We start from the raw sequence: 23,905 nt of genomic DNA on the forward strand, positions 1-23,905 counted from the left end.
CCCACCCCGCGCGCGCCGTGCCCAGCGACCCCCACGGGCGGTCGCCCACACGGCCTCGGCGGCGGCCTTGTCGAGGCGGCAGCCTAGCGCCGAGAGCGCGGCTCGGGTCTCGGCGTCGTAGACCGAAAGCCGGCCACCGCGGTGGAAATTATGCTGCCCTGCCGGTGGCCCGTCGGCAGCGTCGATCCGGTAGAGCGCAACCAGAAAGCCGGCCAGCGAACGGGCGAACTCAGTAAGATCGGCAATCAGTCCACCAGCCGCCGGTCTGCCGCCAAGCCAGCGATAGACGGACCAAGGCCATGGATAGCCTTCCCCGGGCGCGCCTTTGGCCAGCGGCACGGGTATCGGCAGAGGTAGGTGAGGCGCCAAGCGGGGCAGCCAGCGATGCTCCTTCTCGACCTGGGCGACATAGGCGGCAGCGCTCGGCAGCCGCACCGACATGCTGTCGCCCAGCCGGAACGTGCGGTTGTCCCAGCCGCCAGGCTCGACCGTCTCTACCGGCAGGTCCGCCCATTTGGGGAACTGCGCGGCAATCAGCCGGCGAACAAGTGCGGCATCTATCGGCATGCCTGGCGTTCGTTCATCGGGCGGCATCGGGCTTGCTCCGGTCTTCTGAATAGCCGGCGGTCCATCTTTTTGTCGTCGCACTCTTGCGGCGCCAGTGATTCCCTTGCCGGCAAATTCTCTAAGCCTTGCGTTCCCAGCGCCGGTCAGGCGTTTGCTGCCAGTAGGTCACGGTGTGGCCGGCCTCCTTCATTGTCTTCCAGTGCGTGCGTGCCGCCTCTAGCTGGGCTGCATCGTGACCGTCGAACAGGAACACGGCGCGCTGGTAGCCGCCAAGCTCCGGCGGCACCGCCCCATCGACCAGGAAGCGTATCTGCGCCTGGTTCGGATTGTCAGGGCCGACGGTCAGAAGCACCGGCTGCTCGGCGGGATGGGCTTCGCGATCCGTTGCGTGGGCCAGGAATGAATCGTCCCGGAAAGTCCACAGATGCTGGTCCAGCGCGTCGCGCCGTTCCTCGGTGCCGGTCTGCACCACGGCACGCCAGCCGCGATCGATACTGCGCTCCAGGAGGCCGGGCAACGCATCCTCCAGCGTCGATTCGGTCAGGTGATAAAACAGAATCTCGGCCATGCGTTCAGTCTACATTGTCGGAGTCCCGCCCCAGCCGCTCATTGCTCGTAATGATCGCGCACCAGCCGGTCGAGCAGCCTGACGCCGAAGCCTGAAGCCCATGACTGGTTGATCTCGTTGGAAGGCGCGCCCATCGCGGTGCCGGCGATGTCGAGATGCGCCCAGGGCGTGTCCTTGACGAAGCGCTGCAGGAACTGCGCGGCGATAATGGCGCCGCCATGGCGGCCGCCGATGTTCTTCATGTCAGCATTCTTGGAATCGATCAGCTTGTCGTATTCGGCACCGAGCGGCATGCGCCACACCCGCTCCTGCGTCGCCTGTCCGGCCGCCGTCAACCGGTCCGCCAACTCGTCATTGTTGGAGAACAGGCCGGCATAATGCTGGCCGAGCGCGACCATGATGGCGCCGGTCAGCGTCGCCAGATTGATCATGAATTTCGGCTGGAAGCGGTCGTTGCAGTACCAGAGCGCATCGGCCAGCACCAGGCGGCCCTCGGCGTCGGTATTGAGCACTTCGATAGTCTGACCCGACATCGAGGTGACAATGTCGCCCGGTCGCTGAGCGTGGCCGTCGACGGCGTTTTCAACCAGCCCGACAATGCCGACGACATTGACCTTCGCCTTGCGCGCGGCCAGCGCGTGCATCAGCCCGGTGACGGCAGCAGCGCCGCCCATGTCGCCCTTCATGTCCTCCATGCCCGACGCCGGCTTGATCGAATTGCCGCCGGTGTCGAAGGTGACGCCCTTGCCGACGAAGGCGACCGGGCTTTCCTTGGCCTTGCCGCCGTCCCACCGCATGACCGCGATGCGGGCGCCACGCGGCGAACCCTGCGCTACGCCCAGCAGCGAACCCATGCCGAGCTTCTTCATCTCCTTCTCGGCCAGGATCTCGACCGTGACGCCGAGCGCCTCCAGTTCGGCGATGCGGGCGGCGAATTCCACCGGTCCCAAAACATTGGCCGGTTCATTGACCAAATCGCGCGCCAGCAAGACGCCGTCGATCACCGCCGCTTCATCGGCGAAGGCCTTCTTTGCAGCTGCCGGATCGGCGGTGTGAATAGTCACCTTGACCGGCTTTTTTGGCTCGCGCCTGTCGTCACCATTGTTCTTTTTGGTCTTGTATTTGTCGAAGGAATAGCTGCGCAGCAGGATGCCCGCTGCAAGCTGAACGGCTTGCCTGCCGCTGACGGCCGCACCGGGAAGATCGAGCACGACGGCCACTTCGGTTGCCTTGCGAAAGGACGCGGCAATCGTGCCGCCGAGCTTCAGCCAGGCGAAATCATCGAGATTGGAGCCCTTGCCGGCACCGACCGCCACCAGCCGCTCGAGCGATGTCCCTTCCGGTGCCAGCACTTCGACCAGGCTGGCGAATTTGCCGGTGAAGTCGGCGACCGGAAAAGCCCGCTCGAGGGTCTTTGCCGGATCGCAAGCCCTGGCGGCATCGCTGAGGCCGCCCTCGTCGGCCACCAGAACGAAAACGCTGCCTTTTTTGGGCGCGGCGAATTTGGCAAAGGCGATCGAAGGTCTCGAATTCATCATGTCCTGCTTTCGGGGAAGTGAGTTGGATTATTGCGAGAAACGTTCGTCAGTGAGCGGCGGGTTGAAACAGCTCGATAACATTGCCCGATGGGTCTTCGAGCAGCGTCTGGGAACCGCCGACGCCCGTTATGATATCGTTGCGAAAGACAAGTCCAGCACTCTTGAGGCGCGCAACCTCTTCTTTCAGGTCCGGCACCACCAACAGGATGCGATTCCAACCTCCCGGCACCGGCTGCCGGCCATCCGGCATTGCCCGTGCACCCGAACTGCCGGGGCCGCTTAGAAGGAGCCGTAAAGCGCCGCGTGTCACGGAAGCAAAAGCCGGTCGCGCGTCCTGTTCAACAGCGAAGCCCAGATGTCCACAGTAGAAGTCGATCGAGGCGGCGACATCATCGACCATGTAGCGAATGCTGACTGGCGTCATGACCATTGACCTTTCGGTTCGAGCACCTTTCAACAAGGCGTGTCTATTGCGGGCGGAACAGTCGGCGTAGTCCGGCTCATCATCGCTGCTTGACAATCCGCGCCGCTATCGCCCTGGCCTGAATGCGGGCGTTGGCGAAACAACCGCGAATGCTCGGCCGCATGCCGGTAAACCACAGACCGGGCAATTTCGGATCGGCATCGCCGCCATTTAAAAGCGGAACGCCCTTGCCGTCGAGAACGCCGAGCATGCCGACCATCTGCTCCAGACCGGTGCGATAGCCGGTCGCCGCAATGACGATATCGGGCGTGATCAACCTGCCGTCATTCAACAAGATGCCGTCTTGGGTAAATTCCCGCAATGGTGGCACCACCACGATCGTGCCTGCCTTTATGGCGCGGACGGCGCCGTCATCGGCTGCGATCGCGGTGTAGTCGGCGCTCAGACGGCTCGCACCGCCTATGGGAGCCGGCGGAAGCCCAAATTTCGTCAGGTCGCCGAAAACCAGGCGCTGGGTTGTCGCCATCACCGCATCGGCCAGCCGCACCGGCAAGCTCGCCATCAACGGTGAAAGCCTGTGGACGGCGACCTTGCCGATGCGTTTCGGCAGCAGCGACGGGCCGTTGCGGGCCGACAGCCAGATGCTTTGGGCATCTGCATTCGCAAGATGGTTGAGTGCGTCGAACCCCGAATTGCCGGCTCCGACGACCAGCACCCTTTTGCCGACGTAGTCCTTCGCCTCGCCAAAATCGGCCGAATGGATAATCCGGCCTGCAAAATCCTTCATGCCTTTCCACGCAGGAATAAACGGCTGCCGGTCGCGCCCGGTGGCGACGACGACATGACGCGCCAGACGACGTCCGGCGTTCGTCCGCACGGTCCAGTGATCGCCATCGAACGTGATCTCTTCAACGGCAACGCCGAATGCGACCGGCAGACCATGCGCCTGGCTGAAATCGTTCAGATGGCGAATGACGGCCGATTTATGCGGAAAAGCCGGGGTGCCTGCGGGATAGCCGACGCCGGGCAGCGTCGAGAGATCGCGATGCGTATTGAGGTGCAGCCGCTGGTGCCGCCGATGCCAGGGTTCGGCAAGCCGGCTCTCCTTTTCCAGGACGAGCGTCGGTACGCCGGCCTTCATCAAGGCGTGGGCGGCGGCAAGGCCGGCCGCGCCGGCCCCGACCACGATCGCGCCGTCAAAGACCGCTTCCCGACCGGTTTGACCGCGCAATTTTTCCGCTTCCATGCTGGGGCTCAACAGATCCTGACCCGTCTTATCACGCCGCGGCGATCGCGACCGGCGCGACATTTGGTCGTTTTGCCGCATTTGACAAGACTTTGGCCGAAATCGCTCCCATATGCGATATCGAACCATCCACGATTCGTCGCGGCACGGCCCCGCTTCCCGCCGCAACCTGTTGTTAACCAACAATGTTCGCCCTTTCTTATCCATTGCCGCCGACACTCCGGCCCAGCGGAATTTGCGATCCGGGACAGAACCCAGATCGAACCGCCAAACTGAGCCAGTTGTGCAGCCGGCGCCGGACGACTACCTTGTTCCAAGGCATGATGCCGTTCGAAATCGCCGAGAAAAGCCTTCATGAAGGTCGTTGAACGTTACATCATGCGCCGTGCTTTCGCGGTATTCGCGCTGGCGCTCGTCTGGACGCTGGCGATCGTCTGGACGACTCAGGTGCTCGCCCGCATCGACCTCGTCACCGATAGCGGTCAGTCGGCCCTCACCTTCTTCGAAGTCGCAGCGCTGATCATCCCGACGATCGTTCCGATCGTCGTGCCGTTCGCCCTGGTGGTCGCGGTCGCCCAGATCCTCAGCGTGATGAATTCTGATTCGGAGCTGGCCGTCATCAATGCCGCCGGCGCTTCACGCTGGACCATCGTCAGGCCGATCATGCTTCTGGCACTTGCAGCCAGCGTTTTTTCCTTCGCCGTCGACAATGGCGTCGACCCTTACGCACGCCAGAAGAACCGCGAGTTGATTGCGTCATCGCGTGCCGATCTGTTGTCGTTGATCATCCAGGAAGGCACCTTCCGCAAGATCGATGACGGCCTGTTCCTGCAGGTTGGCGAACGGCTTCCCGACAACCGTCTCGGCGGCATCTTCGTCGCCGATTCGCGCGAAGAAGGCGTCAATCTCATCTACTACGCCAAGACCGGCAGCATCATCGAACGCGGCGACGAGAAGGTGCTGATGATGAATGACGGCGTCATCCATCGCAAAACCATGACCGGCGACCTCTCGGTGATCCGGTTCACCTCCTACGCCTTCGACTTGTCCGCTTTCATGTCGGCATCATCTGACATCCTGCTTTTGCCGAAGGACCGGACGACCCAGTATCTGCTCAATCCCAGTCCGAACGACAAGATGTACCAGCAAAAGCCGAACAGGTACCTGGCCGAGCTCAACCAGCGTTTTTCCGAGTGGTCCTATTCGCTCGTCTTCGCGCTGATCGCGCTCGCCGTCGCCGGAGATGCACGCTCGCATCGCGAGGCGCGTGTGCACCCGCTGATCACGGCAATCGCGATCGCGCTGTTCGTGCGCTGGCTCGGGTTCTTTGCCGCCGGCAAGGCCGACAAGGTGCCGCAATATGCCTATATGGTCTACGGCGTCCCGATCGTGGCATCGGCGATCGCCATCTGGTTCATTGTTTCCAACCGGACCATGGAACTGCCGGTTGCCTGGGCCGATTGGATAACCAATCTTGCCGGCCGCTTTAGTGAGGGCTGGAGCGCCATCAAGCTCCGTTTTGCCGGGCGTGGCGCATCCGGACAGGGAGCCGGCTGATGGGCTGGACTCTGGGTCGGTACTTCTTCTTTCGCTATGTGACGATCACCATCTGGTTCTTCATCGGCCTCTTGGCGCTGGTGTTCCTGATCGATTTCACCGAGCTTTCCGGCCGCACGACTGGCGTGCCGGGCTTCACCTACGCAACTGCGTTCGCCATTTCGGGGCTCAGGATGCCGATGATCATGCTGCAGACGGTGCCGTTCGTCGGCCTGTTCTCGGCGATGGCGACGTTGGTGTCGCTCAACCGCAAATACGAATTGGTCATTGCCCGTTCCGCCGGGGTTTCCGCATGGCAATTCCTGCTGCCGTGCTGCATCGGGGCGCTGCTGTTTGGAGCCTTGTCGGTCGGCGTCATCAATCCGGTAGCAGCGCACGCCTATTCCTGGTCCGAGGAGATCGAGACCCAGCTCCGCTCGGGCAAGTCGAACAGCGTCTCGGCCGATGCTGCGCCCTGGATCAGGCAGAAAACCAACGCCGGCGACACCATCATCGGCGCGCGCGCCATTCTCAATCAAGGCCTGGAGATGGCCGACGCGGTCTTCTTCAGCTTCAGCCCGCAAGGCGACATCATCGAGCGCAGGGATGCGGCGCGCGCCTTTTTGCGGGACGGCTACTGGGAATTGCAGGACGTCAAGGTGTTCCGGGACGGTACCATCCAGTCGTTACCCAGCGATCGGCTGCCGACCAATCTCAAGCCGGAATTCGTGCAAGAGCGGTTGGCGCGCCCTGAGACCATTCCCTTCTACGATCTGCCCGGCAAGATCGAAGTGGCCCGCTCCTTCGGCCTCAAGGCAAATGCCTTCGCCATGCAGTTCAATTCCCTGATTGCGCTGCCGTTCCTGCTTGTCGCGATGACGCTGATTGCGGCAACGGTATCAATGCGATTTGCGAGGATGGGGCAGTCGGCAACGATGATTCTGGGTGGCATCGTGGCCGGGTTTCTGCTTTATGTCGTTTCGGTGCTGGTCAAGGCATTCGGCGTAGCGGGATTCGTACCCACTGCCGTAGCGGCTTGGGTCCCGGTTGTCGTGGCTATGTTCTTCGGGGTGACATTCCTGCTATACAAGGAAGACGGCTAGTGAGGGAGGCGGTTTTGCGCAGCCATAGGCACGCCGGTTTGGCACGCCTCTCTGCGGCGAGCGCCTTGGCATGCCTGCTTGCCAGCGCCGCCCCGGTTGCTCCGGCTTTCGCCCAGGACGTCAGTGAGCTGGCAACGAAGGTTCCGAGCGGCACGCAGATGCTGCTGGCAGCCGACACGCTGGTCTACGACAACGACAAGCAGACAGTGACGGCCGTCGGTGGCGTCCAGATCGACTACGGCGGCAACCGTCTCGTCGCCCAGCGGGTCGAATACAACCGCAACACCAAGCGCCTCGTCGCCAGCGGCAATGTCGAACTCGTCAATAGCGACGGCACCAAAATCTATTCGCAGCATGCCGACATCACTGACGATTTCGCCGACGGCTTCGTCAACGCGCTGCGGGTCGAGACCATAGACAAGGCGTATTTCGCCGCCGAAAGCGCGGAGCGCATGGGCGGCGTGCTGACGACGTTCCACAATGGCGTCTACACCGCCTGCGAGCCGTGCGAGGACAAGCCCGACAAAGCGCCGACCTGGCGTATCAAGGCCAGGAAGATCATCTGGAACGGCGAGAAGAAGACGGTTCGCTTCGAGAACTCGAATTTCGAGTTCTTCGGCTTTCCGCTGGCCTATCTGCCGGCTTTCGAGATCGCCGACCCAACGGTCAAGCGCAAGAGCGGCTTCCTGATCCCCGGCGTCGCCTACAAGAGCGATCTCGGCGTCGGTGTTAAAGTCCCCTATTATTTCGCGCTCTCGCCGACCTACGATCTCACTGTCACTGGCAGCGGCTATACCAAGCAAGGTTTCCTCGGTGAGGCCGAGTGGAGGCAGCGCTTCAACAACGGTCAGTACAGCCTGAAGATTGCGGGCATCCGGCAGGAGAATCCCGACGCCTTCATCGACGACAATGGCCACAACGTGAATTCGGGAACCGAAGGCGACCCGAACAGGTTCCGCGGCATGATGGGCACCCAGGGCCAGTTCGCCATCAACCCGCGCTGGGACTTCGGCTGGGACATCCTGCTGCAGAGCGACAAGAATTTCGCGCGCACCTACGACATCGATGGCTTCAACGATAGCGTGCACCGCTCCGAGGTGTACCTGACGGGGCTCAACGATCGCAATTATTTCGACGTGCGCGCCATGCACTTCGAGGTTCAGGAAGACACGCTCGCCAGCGATCCGACTGCACGCGCCGCCAAGCAGCCCTGGGTGCTGCCCTCGCTCGACTACGCCTATATCCCCGACATGCCGGTGGCCGGCGGGCAGCTGTCGTTCGACGTCAACGCGCGGGTCATTGACCGCGACAGGCTCGATACGGCTCTTGCAAATTCGGGCATCCCTTCGTCCGTCAACAACGTCCGCGGCATCGACGGTCAATCCGGGCGCCTTACCGCGGAAGCCGAATGGAAGCGCACCTTCACCACCGATGGCGGGCTGCTGCTGACACCGCTCCTGGCGCTGCGCGGCGACGCCGGCTACGTCAACGCCTCCTCGGCCTCGCTCGACGCCGTCAACCAGATGGCGACCAATCTCGGCGTCGAGGACGATATGCGTTCATCGCTTGCCCGCTACATGGCGACCGCCGGCCTTGAGATGCGCTGGCCGGTGCTGTTTTCGATGACCAGTTCCAGCCATGTTTTCGAACCGATGGCGCAGGTATTCATGCGTCCGAACGAGCAATATGTCGGCGGGCTGGCGGTCCCCAACGAGGACGCCCAGAGCTTCGTCTTCGACGCCACGACGCTGTTCGAGCGCGACAAATTCTCGGGCTACGACCGCATGGAAGGCGGCACACGCGCCAATGTCGGGCTGCGCTATTCCGGCGCATACGACAATGGCTGGGGCACCAATGCGGTGTTCGGCCAATCCTACCAGCTGGGCGGCCAGAACTCGTTCGGCACGCCGGACCTGGTCAATGTCGGCGCCTATTCAGGCCTTGAAACTGCAACCTCCGACTATGTCGGCCTTGTCGGCTTCAACAGCCCCAGCGGGTTTTCCGGCTCGGTCAGCGGCCGTTTCGACGAGCAAAGCTTCGAGATCCGCCGCGCTGAGGTAAAGGCCGCCTTTTCAGGCCTGCCGGTATCGCTGAGCGCCAAATACGCCTTCATCCAGGCGCAGCCACTCTATGGCTTCTCAACCGATCGCCATGAGGTTACGCTCGGCGCCTCGACACATCTTGCCGAGAATTGGCGCGTCTTTGGCACCGGCACATATGATCTGGAGCAGAGCGTTCTGGTCAAGGACGGGGTCGGCTTTGCCTATAGTGATTCGTGCTTTACCTATTTGATGACGTTTTCGGAAAGACGTGACCTGAACACCAAGGAAGTATCGCAGAACGTCGGCTTCAACCTGTCGTTCCGCACGCTCGGCGATTTCGGCTCGTCGCAACGCTCCATCGACACCATTCAATAACGGGCAGCGGTCGGCAACGGGGCGGCTGGCGGACGACATTGTTTCGCCGCATAGAGCAGGCACGAATTTTGACGGCCTGAACTGGGATAGGTTCGGCTGAATCGGGATGGAATTGGGATGCTTTCGATGAGGAAATACCTCTTTTCGGCAGGGTTCGCGCTGCTGGTGGCGTTCTCGACCACCGCGGTAACGCGGCCAGTTTTCGCCACCGAGATCAAATACGTCGTCAACAATATACCGATCACCACCGGCGACATCCAGCATCGGGCCGCTTTCCTGCGCCTGCAGCACAGAAAGGGCGATGCCGGCCAGGAAATGATCGACCAGACGCTGCGCCTGGCCGAAGCCCGGCGGCTCGGCATCCGCATCAGCGACGAGCAGGTCGATGCCGCTTATCAGCGTTTCGCCACCAGCAACAAGATGCCGCTCAAGCAGCTTGACGGCGCGATGGCGCAATCCGGCGTCACCAAGGAGCATTTCAAGGACTTTATCAGGGCGCAGATGGCCTGGAACCAGGCGCTGACGGCGCGTCACCGTTCTAGCGACGGCGGCGGCGCCATGAGCGAGCAGGACCTCGTCAAGCGCATGCTCGAAAAAGGCGGCAGCAAACCGAGCGCCACAGAGTACATGCTGCAGCAGGTCATCTTCGTGGTGCCGGCGGCCGAGCGCAGCGCGACGCTGGCCAAGCGCAAACGCGAAGCCGACGCTATGCGCGCCCGCTTCAACGGCTGCAACACCACGCGCGAATTCGCCAAGGGCCTGATCGATGTCACCGTTCGCGATCTCGGCCGGGTGCTGGCGCCGCAATTGCCGGCGGACTGGGCCGAGCAGATAAAGGCTACAAAGGTCGGCGGCGCCACCACGACGCGCGAAACCGACCGCGGTGTCGAATTCATCGGCATCTGCTCGTCGCGCGAAGTGTCAGACGACAAAGCCGCGCAGATGGTGTTCCAGAGTGAAGGTTCGAGCGACAAGAACGCCGACGAACTCTCGAAGAAATATGTCGAGGAGTTGCGGAAGAAAGCCCGCATAATCGAGCGCTGAAGTCGACGCGCCGTGGCTGACGCAGAGCTTCCGCTGGCGTTGAGCGTCGGCGATCCGTCCGGCGTGGGGCCGGACATCGCCATCGCTGCTTGGCAGGCCCGCGAAAGCGCTGGCGTTCCGTCATTTTATCTCCTTGCCGATCCGGCACTGATTGCCGCGCGAGCGCACAGGCTCGGCACCGATATCGCGATTGCCGAGACGACGCCGGCGTTAGCGCCGGGGGTGTTTTCGCGCGCTCTGCCGGTGGTGGCGCTTGCTGCCCGTTTCGTCGACAGTCCCGGCCGCCCGGATCCAGCCAACGCCGCCGGCATCATCGAGGCGATCGACTGCGCAGTTGCCGATTGCCTGGCCGGCCGCGCTGCCGCGGTCGTCACCTGCCCCATTGCCAAGAAGCCGCTCTACGACGCCGGCTTTCGCTTTCCCGGCCACACCGAATATCTGGCGCATCTGGCATCGCTTCACACCGGCACCGAAGTGACGCCTGTGATGCTGCTTGCCGGACCGGACCTGCGCACCGTGCCGGTCACCATCCACATCGCGCTGGCCGAGGTGCCGAAAGCGCTGACGACGGACCTTATCGTCGCCACCGGCCGCGTCACCGCCGCCGACCTTGCGAACCGCTTCGGAATTGCCAAGCCGCGGCTCGCCATTGCCGGCCTCAACCCGCATGCCGGCGAAGGCGGCACCATGGGCACCGAAGACGAGCGGATCGTGCGCCCGGCGGTCGACCGGCTGAGGCAGGAAGGGATCGACGCCTTCGGGCCGTTGCCGGCCGACACGCTGTTTCATGCTCGCGCCCGCGCCGGCTACGACGTGGCGCTCTGTATGTATCACGACCAGGCGCTGATCCCGGCCAAGGCGCTGGCGTTTGACGAGGCGGTCAACGTCACGCTCGGCCTGCCCTTCGTCCGCACCTCGCCCGACCACGGCACCGCCTTCGACATCGCCGGCAAGGGCATCGCCCGTGCCGGCAGCCTGATTGCAGCGCTGAAACTCGCTCGCGTTCTTGCCGATACCGGGAAAAGGCCGTAGGCCCTGAGCCCAATCAGCCATATTCGATGGCCTTAACCCGATGAGCCCGCCTGATGAGCCCAGCCCGATGAGCATAGACGGCCTGCCGCCACTGCGCGAGGTGATCGAGCGCCATGGGCTGCAGGCGAAAAAGGCGCTGGGCCAGAATTTTCTGCTCGACCTTAACCTGACAAGCAAGATTGCGCGAACCGCCGGCGACCTGAGCGACGTTACGGTTATCGAGGTCGGTCCCGGTCCGGGCGGGCTGACCCGGGCCCTGCTCCTCAACGGCGCCCGGCGGGTCGTCGCCATCGAGCGCGATGAGCGCTGCCTGGCGGCCTTGGCCGAGATCGCGAACCACTATCCGGGCCGGCTAGAGATCGTAGCTGGCGATGCGCTGAGAGCTGATTTTGCAGCGCTTGCAAAAGGAGTGCCGGGAAGCGGCGGGCCGGCGAAAATCGTTGCCAACCTGCCCTACAATATCGGCACCGAATTGCTGATCCGCTGGCTGACCGTTACCGAGTGGCCGCCCTTCTACACATCGATGACACTGATGTTCCAGCGCGAGGTCGCCGAACGCATTGCAGCCAGCCCCGGCAGCGATGCCTATGGTCGGCTCGGCGTGCTGGCCGGCTGGCGGACGGAGGCGAGGATTGCCTTCGACGTGCCGCCGCAGGCGTTCACGCCGCCACCCAAGGTGACGTCCTCAGTCGTGCATCTGGTGCCGCGCGCCAGCCCCTTGCCGGCAGAGGTGAAACGGCTCAGCCGCGTCACCGAAGCGGCGTTTGGCCAGCGCCGGAAAATGCTGCGGCAGAGCGTGAAAAGCCTCGGCGGCGAGGCGCTGCTTGCCCGTGCCGGCATCGATCCGACCAGGCGCGCCGAGACGCTGAGCGTCGAGGAGTTCGTTCGCCTGACCAACGCGGTGTGATGCCGGGACGCGTCTGCGTGGAATTTCCGCTCTCACGGCCATAGATAGCCGGACAAACCTGCCCGGAGACAAGCAATGGCCGCCTATGTCATTTCCGACGTCACGATCCGCGACGCAGAGGCGATCGAAGCTTATCGCATCCGCGCGGCTGCCTCCATCGCCCAGCACGGCGGGCGCTATCTGGTACGCGGTGGCAAGGTGGAAATGTTGGAAGGCGACTGGTCTCCCGGGCCGCTGATCATCGTCGAATCCCCCGACATGGACACGGCGCGGCGCTGGTATCGCTCGGCCGAATACGCCGCTGCATTGGAGCTGCGCGACGCCGCGCTCAGCCGCAATCTGATCCTGGTCGAGGGGATAGCGCGTTGATCAATCCGTCTTCTCGTCGAGCAGCCCCGAGACGAAATCGAACAGGCCGGGCCGGCGATCGCGTCTGAGCCGTTCGGCGGTGACGATGCCGCGCACCTCGGCGAAAGCGCGGTCGAGATCGTCGTTGACGATGACGAAATCATATTCCTTCCAGTGCTCGATCTCGTTGCGGGCGTTCTTGAGCCGCGTCTCGATCACCGCTTCCTGGTCCTCGGCGCGACGCTTCAGCCGCGCCTTCAATTCCTTCATCGATGGCGGCAGGATGAATATCGAGACGATGTCGGCGCGCATCTTCTCCTTGAGCTGCTGAGCGCCTTGCCAGTCGATGTCGAACAGCATGTCGCGGCCTTCGGCCAGCGCCTGTTCAGCCGGCTCGCGCGGCGTCGCGTAGCAATTGCCGTGCACCTCCGCCCATTCGAGCAGCGCATCGGAATCGCGCAGCCGCTCGAACTCGCGCATGGTACGGAAGTGGTAATGGACGCCCTCGATCTCGCTGCCGCGGCGTGGCCGCGTGGTGACCGAGACCGACAATTCCAGGCTGGAATCGCTCTCCAGCAGATTGCGCGCAATCGTCGACTTGCCGGCGCCTGACGGCGACGACAAGACCAGCATCAGCCCGCGGCGCCGAATGCGGGAACCCACATCCCTAGCGGTCATGGGGCTTGGCAGTCATGTGGCTTGGCATCGGGATCATTCCAGATTCTGGACCTGTTCGCGAAACTGGTCGACGACCGCCTTCAGTTCCAGCCCGATGGCGGTGACCGCGGCAGCATTCGACTTGGAACACAGCGTATTCGATTCGCGGTTGAATTCCTGTGCCAGGAAATCGAGCTTGCGGCCGATGGCGCCGCCGCCGCCGAGCAGCGCCCGGCCTGACGCCACATGTGTCTTCAGCCGGTCGATCTCCTCGCGTATGTCGGCCTTGGTGGCCAGGAACGCCGCTTCCATATGCAGCCGGCTGGCGTCCAGGTTGGCAGACGCGTCCATCAACAGGCGGATCTGCTCGGCGAGCCTTTCGCGGATCGTGGCCGGTTCGCGTGATGGATCGGCCTCGGCCCGCAGCGTCAGCGCCTCGATGGCATCGATATGGCCGGACAGCAGGGAACGAAGTGCCGCACCTTCGCCCTGGCGCGCCTGGTGCAGCCCGTTCAGTGCTGCTTCCAGCGCCGACAGTATTGCGGTATCGAGCGCACTGCGCGCCTCTTCGGTTTCGATGGTTTCGGGAATGTCGAGGACGCCGCGCAGCGCAAGCAGGCCGTCGGCCGCCGCAGGGGCTACTCCGAACTGCTCCTGCAGCCGCTTGGCCAAGCCCGCCAGATCCTTCAGGAAAGCCTCGTTGACCACGGGTTGCGCTTGCGCGCCGGCGGCGCGGCCAATGGTCAGCGTCATCTGGAAATTGCCGCGCGCAAAACGCTTCTGCACCGTCTGCCGGACGGCCGGCTCCAACCGGTCGAAACCTTGCGGCAGCCGCAGCCTGACCTCGACGCTTTTGCCGTTGACGGACTTGGCTTCCCAGGCAATCGAAGTGCCGTCGTGTTCGGCGACACTGCGCGCAAAACCGGTCATGCTCTGCAAGTTCATGTAGCCGTGCGTCCCTTTGCCGAATGCCCCTCAAGCCGGAGCGATTTTCTCCGGACAGGACCATGTGAATTTCAATGCCATGGCAGCCCTTGCACATCCACCCGGATATGCACAGGGCCAAACTGATGGCGTCCGGCCCTACTGGGCGGCGGTGGGGCCTGCATCGTCAACGATGGCTCCCGCCGGCGTGTCGGCTCCGGTATTGGTTGCTCCGGCCTTGGCGGCGTCCTGCGCCTGCTTTTTCAGCAGTGCCCGGTAGCGAGCGACATTCTCGTTATGCTCATCGAGCGTCGAGGCAAAGACGTGCCCGCCGCTGCCGTCGGCGACGAAGTAGAGATCGCTGGTCTTCGACGGATTGGCGACAGCCTCCAGCGCCGCACGGCCGGGATTGGCGATCGGCGTCGGCGGTAACCCGTTGATCAGATAGGTGTTGTAGGGCGTCGGCTTCTGGATGTCCGACTGATAGATCGGGCGGTCGATGGGTTTGCCTTTGCCGCCGAACAGGCCGTAGATGATGGTCGGGTCCGACTGCAGCCGCATACCCTTGGCCAGCCGGTTGAGGAAGACGGCGGCTACGCGCGAGCGTTCATCGCCCTTGCCGGTCTCCTTCTCGACGATAGAGGCCAGGGTGACAAAATCCTCAACGTTGGCGATCGGCAGATCCGGCGCTCGGCGTTGCCAGACCTCGTCGACCAGCTTCTTCTGGTCGGCCAGAAGCTTGTCGACCATCTGCTGGCGTGTTGCGCCGCGGGTGAAACGCAGCGTGTCGGTGGCGAGGCTGCCCTCAGGTGGAGTGGTCGACGGCATATCGCCGGTCAGCGCGTCCTGCTCGGCGATCCGTTGCAGCGCCTGCTCGACCGTCAGCCCCTCGGGGATGGTCAGCGAATACATCACCGACTTGCCGCTCTTCAGCAGTTCCATGATATCGTGCATCGACGCCTGCGGCTTGATCTCGTATTCGCCGGCCTTCAGGGCGGAATCATTGCCGAAGGCGCGCACGCCAAGGCGGAAAATGCGGGCGTCGCTGATCAGCCCTCGCCGCTCAAGCTGGTCGGCGATCTCCTGGACGCCGCTATTCGGCTTGACCAGGAAAGTGTCGCCATTGGCCGACGGGCCGGGCTCGTTGAACTCCTGCTTGCCGAAATACAGCGCAACGCCTGCCGCCAGCACCATCAGCATCACCGAAGAGATGACGAAGTTCATGAACACGACGAACTGGCTGCGCGAGGCACGCGAGCGCTTCGGCGGCGGCGTGCCGGCCTCGGGCCGCAACGCCTCGCTGGCCGTCTTCGGCACGATCGGGCCGGGCGTGGGCGTTGCTGGCCGTTGCCCGAATTCCCCGTTATCGGCCGGATTTGTGTTCATAGCGCCCTACCATTTGATCTTGCGACGAATCCCCTCGGGCAGAGTAGGGGCGAATATGGCAAAATTGACGGCAGACGGAAACCGGCAGAGCGGTCAGCCATTGTAGCGCTGGAAGACGAGCGAGGCGTTGGTGCCACCGAAGCCGAAGGAGTTGGACAGCGCCACGTCTATCTGCCGGGCCCGCGGCTTGTGCGGCACCAGGTCGATCGCCGTTTCGCGCTCCGGATTGTCAAGATTGATGGTCGGCGGCGCGATGTTGTCGCGAATGGCGAGGATCGAAAAGATCGCCTCGGCAGCACCAGCCGCGCCCAGCAGGTGGCCAATCGACGATTTGGTCGACGACATCGATATCTTCGAGGCGGCGTTGCCGACCAGCCGCTCGACGGCGCCGAGTTCGATCGTATCGGCCATGGTCGAGGTGCCGTGCGCGTTGATGTAGTCGACATCGGCCGGCGTCAGCTTCGCCCGGTTCAGCGCCGCGGTCATGCAACGGAAAGCGCCGTCGCCGTCCTCGGCAGGCGCGGTGATGTGATAGGCGTCGCCGGTCAGACCGTAGCCGGTGACCTCGGCATAGATCTTGGCGCCGCGGGCCTTGGCGTGTTCGAGCTCCTCGAGCACGACAACACCGGCGCCCTCGCCCATGACGAAGCCGTCGCGATCGCGATCATAGGGGCGTGAGGCCGTTTGTGGCGCATCGTTGCGCTCGGTGGAGAGCGCGCGGCAAGCGGCGAACCCGGCGACCGACAGTCTCGTCACCGGCGCTTCGGCGCCGCCTGCGACCATAACGTCGGCATCGCCCCAGATGATCAGCCGGGCGGCATCGCCGATGGCGTGCGCACCGGTCGAGCAAGCGGTGACGACGGCATGGTTGGGGCCTTTCAGCCCATGCCGGATCGAGACCTGACCGGAGACGAGGTTGATGATCTGGCCAGGGATGAAGAATGGGCTGATGCGGCGCGGACCGCGTTCCTTGAGGATCATCGCATTCTCGGCGATGCCTTCGATGCCGCCGATGCCCGAACCGATCAGCACGCCGGTGGCGCACTGTTCCTCATGCGTCTTCGGCTGCCAGCCGGAATCCTTGAGTGCCTCGTCGGCGGCCGCGATCCCGTACAGAATGAAGTCGCCGATCTTGCGCAGTTCCTTCGGCTCGAGAACGGCTTCAGGATTGAAAGTGGCATTGGAGCCGTCACCGCGCGGAATGACGTGGGCGACCTTGCAGGCAAGATCTTCCACCTCGAATTCGGTGATGCGCTTGGCTGCGCTGCGGCCGGTCAGAAGCTCCTTCCAGCTGTGCTCGAAGCCCATGCCGAACGGCGAAAGCAGCCCAAGGCCCGTGACGACGACACGCCTCATCGCAGGTCCTCCCCGGTGATGACTGCAAATAGCGTCAGGCGGAGGCCTTGTCGATGTATTTCACCGCATCGCCAACAGTCAGGATGGTCTCGGCGGCGTCGTCCGGGATTTCGACACCGAACTCTTCTTCGAACGCCATGACAAGTTCGACCGTGTCGAGGCTGTCCGCGCCCAGATCATCGATGAAGCTCGCCTGCTCCGTCACCTTGTCGGCATCGACGCCAAGGTGCTCGATGACGATCTTCTTGACGCGCTCTGCGGTGTCACTCATTTGGGCATCCTCGTCTTTTGGTTGTCTGTCTTCGTTAGCGGGCAGAATGCCGCTAATCAAGCTGAAAGATGGTCCTGCCGGAAACGCAGCGGAACAGGACCGGTTTTTGCCCGAACCGCCGGGTTGCGGGCGGCATTACACGAAAAATCCCGTGCATCCAAGACGGAATGAAGCGTTTTCCCAAGTGTTAGATCATTGCCATGCCGCCATTCACATGAATGGTCTGGCCGGTGACGTAGGCTGCCTCGTTGGAAGCGAGGTAGGCGACGGCTGAGGCGACTTCGGCGCCCGTGCCCATGCGCCGGGTCGGGATCGCCGCCATGATCGCCTCTTTCTGCTTGTCGTTGAGCTTGGCGGTCATCGCCGATTCGATGAAGCCCGGGGCGACGCAGTTGACGGTGATATTGCGGGTGGCGATCTCCTGCGCCAGCGATTTGGAAAAGCCGATCATACCGGCTTTGGAGGCGCAATAGTTGGTCTGGCCGGGATTACCCATGACGCCAACCACTGAAGTGATGTTGATGATGCGGCCATGGCGGCGCCGCATCATCGGATGGGTAAGCTCGCGGGTCAGCCGGAACACGGCGGTCAGGTTGACCTCGAGCACGCTATCCCAGTCGGCGTCAGCCATGCGCACGAACAACCCGTCCTTGGTGATGCCGGCATTGTTGACGAGGATGTCGACGCCTTCGAGGTCAGCTTCCGCCTTCTGGCCGAGCGCCTTGACGTCGTCGCGGTTGGAAAGATTGGCCGGGAAAAGCTTGACCCGGTCGCCCAGTTCGGCGGCCAGCGCCTCCAATTTCTCGATACGTGTGCCATGCAGGCCGACGATGGCGCCCTGGCCGTGCAGCACGCGGGCGATCGCCTCGCCTATACCTCCCGATGCGCCGGTGACGAGCGCCTTGCGGCCGGTCAATTCGAACATGCTTTTCCTCTTCCCAAATCGTACTGGCCAATCATACGGGCCGGTGAGTTCGGCTATCTGTAAACGTTGCCGCGGTGGCCTATGGTTACCACCAGAATGACGAGCCGGTTATCCTGCACATCGCAAATGATGCGATAATCCCCGACGCGATATCTCCAAAAGGTTGCGAGCGGGCCCTTCAGCGGTTTGCCGAGTTCACGCGGGTTGTCGAGAACGGCAATGCGGTTTTCAATAAAATCACGGATACGGTGACGTGTCTGCGGATCCAGTTTTTCGACAAATTTTCGCGCCGAGTGGGCGTATTCAAGCGTCCAGGCCACGCCAGAAGTCCTCGGCTCTCATGACGTCTTCTTCACCACGCCTGATCCGCTCAACGACTTCGGCAGCCAGGTAGTAATCCTCCAAGTCCTCCAGACCACGTTCAATGAGCTCGCGCAGATAGTAGGCCTTGCTGCGACCAGTCTTGGCCGCGAGAAAATCCAGGCGCTGCTCGACTTCAGGAGAAAGGCGGATCGATGTGGGCATGCCGCACCTTGTTGCGATACATGTATTCATGTAGCGGCAAGCACTGATGAATTCAAGCTACGTGGTCACCCAAGGCGGCAAGTGCCGTCTCGACCTCCGCCGCCGATCCGATGCTGCTGGTGGCAATGTCGCGGTTGATGCGGCGGGCCAGCCCCGACAGCACCTTGCCGGCGCCCACTTCGTAAAGCGTCACAACGCCGTTGCTGCCGAACCACTCCACCGTTTCGCGCCAGCGCACGCGCCCGATCACCTGTTCGACGAGTCGGCGGGCGATCTCGTCGGGATCGCTCGTCGGGGTCACCGTAACATTGGAGACCAGCGGCACGACCGGCGCACTCTTCGTCACGGCGGCCAGCGCCTCCCGCATGATCTCGGCCGCAGGCTTCATCAATGCCGAATGGAAGGGCGCCGAGACCTGCAGCATCAGCGCCCGCTTGGCGCCCTTCTCCGTGCATAGCCTCGCCGCCAGTTCGACCGCTGGCCTGGCGCCGGAGATCACCAGCTGGCCGCCGCCATTGTCATTGGCGATCTGGCAAACCAAGGCTTGTGCGGGATCTTTGGCGGCGCCCTGGGCGGCCTCTGCGCAAGCGGCTTCGACGTCGGCCTGTTCCAGCCCGATGATCGCCGCCATGGCGCCCTCGCCGGCCGGCACAGCCGCCTGCATGGCATTGCCGCGGATGCGCAACAGCCGGGCGGCGTCGGCGACCGAAACGAAACCTGCGGCCGCAAGTGCCGAATATTCGCCGAGCGAGTGGCCGGCGACATAGGTGACCTTGCCGTTCAGGGAGAAGCCGCGCGCCTCCAGCGCCCGGATTGCGGCAAGCGACACCGCCATCAGCGCCGGCTGGGCGTTGGCGGTCAGCGTCAGCGTCTCTTCCGGGCCTTCCCAGATCAGCTTCGATAGGTTTTCGCCGAGCGCGTCGTCAACTTCCTCGAAGATCCGCCGCGATTCCACAAAGGTATCGGCGAGGTCCTTGCCCATGCCGACAGCCTGGCTGCCCTGCCCCGGAAAGGTGAATGCGATGGCCATCGGCGGCTCCCAGCTGCTGGTTCACGTTGCCTGTGACGCAAGGCGTGCGGCCAAGTCAAGTCCAACCTTGATCGCGTAATATCGGCCGAGTGCCTGTTTCGGCAGGCTTTTTGGCGATCACTCATGATGAAAACCGCTCACGATTTGTTTGCTGGCTCTTCTTATTTCCGCCACAGGCGCTAGGCTTTGCGTGACAGTTCGATGACAATCGAGTGACGCTTTTGTTGCGGGCCGGGGAACTATTGAAGTGGCAAAGACCAAGCAGAGCGCAGCCGAGGCGGCGCCCCAGTTTCTTGAAGGCGATCCGTCGACCGGCTATCTGCCGGCGCGCAAATGGCCTGTCATCCGCTATGGCCTTATCAGCTTGCTGGCTGCGGCCATCCTTGTGTTTGCCATCGAACTGATCGTGCGCGGCAACTTTGCCGGCACCATTGATTTCTTTCTGCAGCCTTTCAAACCCGGCTGGACCACGATCATCATTTTTGCGCTGATCCTCATCGGCCTCGACGCCGTGCTCGGCCGCAGTCATCAGAGCCTGATGATCGTCGCGCCGCTGACATTGTCGCTGGCGTTCGTCGGCCACCAGAAGTCGCTGTATCTCGGCGATCCGCTCTATCCGACCGATTTCCTTTATTCCCGGCAGATCGTGGCACTGATGCCGCTTCTGGTACGCGATCGCCCGGGAACCGCCATTGCCCTGGCGATCGGCATCGTCGGCGGGCTGTCGCTGCTCGTCTATGGCTGGCGGCTATGGCGCCGCCGCGTTCCGGCGCTCAGCCACAAGGGCCGCCTTGCCCGGCTGACGCTGACAGTACCGCTGATCGCCTTCTTCGTTTCCATCATGGACTATGCCACTTTCTCGTGGACGCGCGACCGGCTGCAGATCATCCCGATCATGTGGGACCAGAAGGAAAACTATGCCTCGAACGGTTTTGCGCTCGCCTTCGCGCTTAACGTTCCGATGGCGCATGTCTCGGCGCCGCCCGGCTATTCCGACAAGGCGATCGAAGCGATCGGCAAACCGCAGGTGACCGCCTCGGTACCTGCCGAGAAGCCCGACATCATCGTCGTCATGAGCGAATCCTTCTGGGATCCGACCAAGCTACCCGGCGTCACCATCACACCCGACCCTATCCCCAATGTGCGGGCACTGCGCACGGGTTACATGTTCTCGCCCGAGTTCGGCGGCATGACGGCCAACATCGAGTTCGAGGCCCTGACCGGCTTTTCCAACGCCTTCCTGCCGGCGGGCAGCATTCCCTACCAGCAATATGTGCGGACACCGACTCCCTCGCTGGCGACCTTCCTGAAAAGTCAGGGCTACCGGGCGCGCGCCATCCATCCCGGCACTAACTGGTTCTGGAACCGGGGGGCCGTCTATGCCGATTTCGGCTTCAACGACTTCAAGTCCGAGGAGACGTTGCCGCCCATGCAGAAGCGCGGACCGCTCGCGTCGGACGCTGCGATGACCGACGAGATCATCCACGAAGCCGATACCAGCGCCGAGCCGGTGTTCTTTTTCGCCGTCAGCCTGCAGAACCACGGGCCGTATGAGCCGTATCGCTATAACAATCCGACCCACAAGGTGCAGGCGCCGATCAGCCAATGGGCGCGTGAATCGCTGTTGAGCTATGCCGAAGGCTCTTCCGACGCGGACCGCGGCCTCGAGCGGCTGATCGAATGGGCGAAGAAACGCGAGCGGCCGACCGTCATCGCGTTCTTCGGCGACCATCTGCCGCCGCTTGGGCCGGTCTACGTCGAGACCGGCTTCCTGAAGGACAATGTTGCGCCGCGCAAGGAGGCGGCCGACCAGATGCTGCTGCACCACCAGACGCCGCTGATCGTCTGGTCGAATCGCAGCGGCCCGACCGAGGATCTGGGCGCCGTCAGCCCGTCCTTCCTGCCCTACCATATCCTGAAGACAGCCGGCATCAGCCATCCCTATTACACCGGCTTCCTCGGACAGTTGCGAGAGCGCTACCGCGTTATCGACCGCAATTTGCTTTTGGCACCGGGGGGCGACGCCACCCCCGATTGGTCGCGTCAGAAAGAGATCGATCCGGCAATCCGCGACTTCCGTCTGCTGCAATACGACATGATGTTCGGCAAGCGCCATGCGGCGCCCGATTTCTTCCCCGAAACCACAGGCAAAGTGGCTGCACACACGAGTTGAGCAGCGGCGGCGGGAGAGCGGCCGACGTCGTTCAGTTCGTCAAGTGCAGCTGCGAAATCGAGCTTCCGATTTTCAGGAAGACGCCTTCGAGCTGACTGACGTCGTTGGTCGGGTAATAATCCGACGGCGACGATGCGCAGGCCTCGTAGAGTTTGCGGTTGGCTGCGGTGTCGGCCTGCAGCAGCACTGTGAAGATCTGCACGTCCTGCTTCTTCAATGTGTTGCATACATTGGTTGTCCAATCGTCGACATTGCGCGCAGCCGCGGTCTGGTCGCTGGATCCAAACCGACCCGAGGCCAGGAATCCGTAGGAGCCATAGTCCGACTTCTGTGGCGTATCCTTCGCGCCATAGACAACATTCTCGCCGTCGGTGAGCAGCAGCACCGTTTTGGTCGTGCCTGACGCCCTGAACGGCGCGCCGTCGCTGTAAGGCGGTTCCGGCGAGAGCACCCGCATCCCCCATGACAAGCCTTCCGAAACATTGGTCCCCGAGCCGTTCCATTCGATCATCTCACCGACGGCCTTCCGCAATTTGTCGAAATCATCGGTCAGCGGCACTATCGGCGTCGGACAGGCCCGGTTTGGGCCGATAGTCAGTGGGCCTCTCTTGTCGTTGATCAGCTTCATCGTCGAAACACTGTACTTCGCCATGTCGCTGGTGAGGCCGGGAAGCAGGGTGACGACGGTATCGTCGAGATAGGAATTGTTGTAGCCGGTCGCTGAATTGCCGTAGGAGCTGTTTGGATTTCTAGCGTTACCTGGATCGTCCGGCGCGAAATAAGGTACGAACAGGGTGTCCGGTTTGTTTTGGTCGGGCGAAATGTCGGAAACATTGTTGGTTCCTGGCCGCGCTTCGACGCAGCCTCTCCATTCGACGCCCAATTGCTTGAACAGATCCATATGGTTGACGCGCTTGCCGCCGACCAAGGGGAAATTGGCGCCATTGTTCGGCGATTTGCCGGCCATGTCGATCCAGGCCGGATCGTAGTCCTCGCCCTTGACGTTGACGGCGGTGACGAACGGCACCACCGCGACACGTACGCTGCGCGTCGGCGACTTCGCCGCTTCGAGCATATCGATCAGGGCCGTCGCCGCCGTCCGCAATGCGCCGATGCGATCGTTGCTGGCCATCGACCCGGTATTGTCGAGCACCAGCACGACTTCGAGCTGATTGGTCGATTCGACGGCGCCGGCATCGACGGTGATGCGCTTGTCGTTGCCGAACAGGAAGGCGAAGTTCAAATTGACGTCCGCCGTGGCGACAGCCTTGGTCTGGATGTAATTGAGGCCCCTTTCCACGGTAAGCGTCGCTTCGGCGTTCCTCAACTCGCTGTGGCCGGCGACATTGGTCTGGAAGTAGCGGTCGAAGACGTCCTTGCGCGAAGCCTCGATGTCGCCGAGATGCGAAGATGCAAGGTTCGCGGAATCGAGCGCATTCTGCAAGCTGACCTTGGCCCTCATCAAGGTGGACACGTCCACGGCAAAGGCGACGGCGGTCAGAACCGCAGGCAGCCCGAACGCCAGCATCAGGGCAAAGTTGCCGCTCTTCGAACGGCAGAATTTGTCGAAAAGCATTTTTGTCCCCAAACCGCCTTGGTGCCGAACTCGCGCAGACTGTTTGCTTTTGCATCCGCATGATGAACGACGGGTTGCCGCCACGCCCGCCGGTGCTGGAACTTCGCATGGTGGTTAAGGTCCGGTTTCAGGAGATCCGTAAGCCTTGCCGTCGAGACCCGTGGCGCTCTGGGACGGTAGGGCCGTTTGCTCCGTCGTTTGGCCTTGCTTTGCGGTCAAATTCCTGTATAGACGCCCGCAATCTGCCGGTCCTTGCTGGGGGCTGAACGGAGGGCCGGAGGTTTTTCGAAACCTTCGCGTGAAGCCAGAAGCGCTTCCGTCTCCCGTGTCTCCGCTCTCGACCGTCTCGTCA

At 62.7% G+C, this 23,905-nt stretch carries 23 protein-coding genes; 8 read left to right on the forward strand and 15 right to left on the reverse strand.

Going from position 1 to position 23,905, the window contains the following annotated elements; translation table 11 throughout:
* From NKJ81_RS30440 to NKJ81_RS30460, 5 genes are all read right to left on the reverse strand, one after another.
* Positions 1-594: phosphotransferase (locus tag NKJ81_RS30440; protein ID WP_352542723.1), on the reverse strand; the 594-nt coding region annotated here is incomplete at its 3' end.
* Between the two features lie 91 nt (positions 595-685).
* Complete coding sequence (locus tag NKJ81_RS30445; RefSeq protein ID WP_023719810.1) at positions 686-1,135, reverse strand: DNA polymerase III subunit chi; 450 nt, start codon at positions 1,133-1,135, stop codon at positions 686-688.
* Between the two features lie 38 nt (positions 1,136-1,173).
* Entirely contained in the window at positions 1,174-2,670 is a 1,497-nt protein-coding gene (locus NKJ81_RS30450) for a leucyl aminopeptidase (RefSeq protein ID WP_352542733.1), read from the reverse strand.
* Positions 2,671-2,719: 49 nt separating this feature from the next.
* Complete coding sequence (locus NKJ81_RS30455) at positions 2,720-3,103, reverse strand: VOC family protein (protein ID WP_352471101.1); 384 nt, start codon at positions 3,101-3,103, stop codon at positions 2,720-2,722.
* A gap of 73 nt (positions 3,104-3,176) precedes the next feature.
* The gene (locus NKJ81_RS30460) at positions 3,177-4,343 is read right to left on the reverse strand and encodes a flavin-containing monooxygenase (RefSeq protein ID WP_352542724.1); all 1,167 of its coding nucleotides are present in this window, start codon (positions 4,341-4,343) and stop codon (positions 3,177-3,179) included.
* A gap of 354 nt (positions 4,344-4,697) precedes the next feature.
* On the opposite strand from NKJ81_RS30460, the gene lptF reads away from it, so the two are divergent.
* From lptF to NKJ81_RS30495, 7 genes are all read left to right on the forward strand, one after another.
* Complete coding sequence (gene lptF / locus NKJ81_RS30465) at positions 4,698-5,900, forward strand: LPS export ABC transporter permease LptF (protein ID WP_352453233.1); 1,203 nt, start codon at positions 4,698-4,700, stop codon at positions 5,898-5,900.
* Positions 5,897-6,982, forward strand: a complete 1,086-nt coding sequence (lptG, locus tag NKJ81_RS30470; RefSeq protein ID WP_352493163.1) for an LPS export ABC transporter permease LptG — start codon at positions 5,897-5,899, stop codon at positions 6,980-6,982. The genes lptF and lptG overlap by 4 nt, the downstream gene beginning before the upstream one ends.
* The gene (locus NKJ81_RS30475) at positions 6,982-9,399 is read left to right on the forward strand and encodes an LPS-assembly protein LptD (protein WP_352542725.1); all 2,418 of its coding nucleotides are present in this window, start codon (positions 6,982-6,984) and stop codon (positions 9,397-9,399) included. The genes lptG and NKJ81_RS30475 overlap by 1 nt, the downstream gene beginning before the upstream one ends.
* A gap of 117 nt (positions 9,400-9,516) precedes the next feature.
* Positions 9,517-10,443, forward strand: a complete 927-nt coding sequence (locus NKJ81_RS30480; protein WP_352453231.1) for a peptidylprolyl isomerase — start codon at positions 9,517-9,519, stop codon at positions 10,441-10,443.
* A gap of 12 nt (positions 10,444-10,455) precedes the next feature.
* The gene (pdxA, locus tag NKJ81_RS30485; RefSeq protein WP_352542726.1) at positions 10,456-11,475 is read left to right on the forward strand and encodes a 4-hydroxythreonine-4-phosphate dehydrogenase PdxA; all 1,020 of its coding nucleotides are present in this window, start codon (positions 10,456-10,458) and stop codon (positions 11,473-11,475) included.
* A gap of 67 nt (positions 11,476-11,542) precedes the next feature.
* A complete protein-coding gene (rsmA, locus tag NKJ81_RS30490) occupies positions 11,543-12,382 on the forward strand; it encodes a 16S rRNA (adenine(1518)-N(6)/adenine(1519)-N(6))-dimethyltransferase RsmA (protein ID WP_352542727.1) in 840 nt (279 codons plus the stop codon).
* Between the two features lie 75 nt (positions 12,383-12,457).
* Positions 12,458-12,751, forward strand: coding sequence for a DUF1330 domain-containing protein (locus tag NKJ81_RS30495; RefSeq protein ID WP_352542728.1), 294 nt, complete (start codon positions 12,458-12,460; stop codon positions 12,749-12,751).
* Here the strand turns inward: NKJ81_RS30495 and gmk are convergent, their stop codons facing one another.
* The 9 genes from gmk to fabD all read right to left on the reverse strand — a co-directional run bounded on the left by gmk (position 12,752) and on the right by fabD (position 19,804).
* Positions 12,752-13,408 (reverse strand): guanylate kinase, encoded by a 657-nt coding sequence (gmk, locus tag NKJ81_RS30500; protein ID WP_023677701.1) that lies wholly within the window; start codon positions 13,406-13,408, stop codon positions 12,752-12,754. It abuts the gene before it with no gap.
* Between the two features lie 33 nt (positions 13,409-13,441).
* A complete protein-coding gene (locus tag NKJ81_RS30505) occupies positions 13,442-14,332 on the reverse strand; it encodes a YicC/YloC family endoribonuclease (protein WP_352471095.1) in 891 nt (296 codons plus the stop codon).
* A 138-nt stretch (positions 14,333-14,470) separates the two neighbouring features.
* Complete coding sequence (gene mltG, locus NKJ81_RS30510) at positions 14,471-15,697, reverse strand: endolytic transglycosylase MltG (RefSeq protein WP_352471094.1); 1,227 nt, start codon at positions 15,695-15,697, stop codon at positions 14,471-14,473.
* 93 nt (positions 15,698-15,790) lie between these two features.
* Positions 15,791-17,053, reverse strand: coding sequence for a beta-ketoacyl-ACP synthase II (gene fabF, locus NKJ81_RS30515; protein WP_352454402.1), 1,263 nt, complete (start codon positions 17,051-17,053; stop codon positions 15,791-15,793).
* Between the two features lie 34 nt (positions 17,054-17,087).
* Positions 17,088-17,324, reverse strand: a complete 237-nt coding sequence (locus NKJ81_RS30520) for an acyl carrier protein (protein ID WP_006203723.1) — start codon at positions 17,322-17,324, stop codon at positions 17,088-17,090.
* Positions 17,325-17,511: 187 nt separating this feature from the next.
* Positions 17,512-18,249, reverse strand: coding sequence for a 3-oxoacyl-[acyl-carrier-protein] reductase (fabG, locus tag NKJ81_RS30525; protein ID WP_352471093.1), 738 nt, complete (start codon positions 18,247-18,249; stop codon positions 17,512-17,514).
* A 53-nt stretch (positions 18,250-18,302) separates the two neighbouring features.
* On the reverse strand, positions 18,303-18,569 hold the full coding sequence (locus tag NKJ81_RS30530) for a type II toxin-antitoxin system RelE family toxin (protein WP_352471092.1): 267 nt from the start codon (positions 18,567-18,569) through the stop codon (positions 18,303-18,305).
* Entirely contained in the window at positions 18,553-18,774 is a 222-nt protein-coding gene (relB, locus tag NKJ81_RS30535; RefSeq protein WP_352467166.1) for a type II toxin-antitoxin system RelB family antitoxin, read from the reverse strand. The genes NKJ81_RS30530 and relB overlap by 17 nt, the downstream gene beginning before the upstream one ends.
* Positions 18,775-18,826: 52 nt before the next feature.
* Complete coding sequence (gene fabD, locus NKJ81_RS30540; protein WP_352471091.1) at positions 18,827-19,804, reverse strand: ACP S-malonyltransferase; 978 nt, start codon at positions 19,802-19,804, stop codon at positions 18,827-18,829.
* 247 nt (positions 19,805-20,051) lie between these two features.
* On the opposite strand from fabD, the gene NKJ81_RS30545 reads away from it, so the two are divergent.
* Positions 20,052-21,977, forward strand: coding sequence for an LTA synthase family protein (locus tag NKJ81_RS30545; RefSeq protein WP_352471090.1), 1,926 nt, complete (start codon positions 20,052-20,054; stop codon positions 21,975-21,977).
* A gap of 31 nt (positions 21,978-22,008) precedes the next feature.
* Here the strand turns inward: NKJ81_RS30545 and NKJ81_RS30550 are convergent, their stop codons facing one another.
* Complete coding sequence (locus tag NKJ81_RS30550) at positions 22,009-23,553, reverse strand: pilus assembly protein TadG-related protein (RefSeq protein ID WP_352542729.1); 1,545 nt, start codon at positions 23,551-23,553, stop codon at positions 22,009-22,011.
* Positions 23,554-23,905 lie beyond the last annotated feature (352 nt).

The sequence above is a fragment of the Mesorhizobium sp. M0018 genome, from assembly GCF_040323955.1.
Classification (GTDB): domain Bacteria; phylum Pseudomonadota; class Alphaproteobacteria; order Rhizobiales; family Rhizobiaceae; genus Mesorhizobium.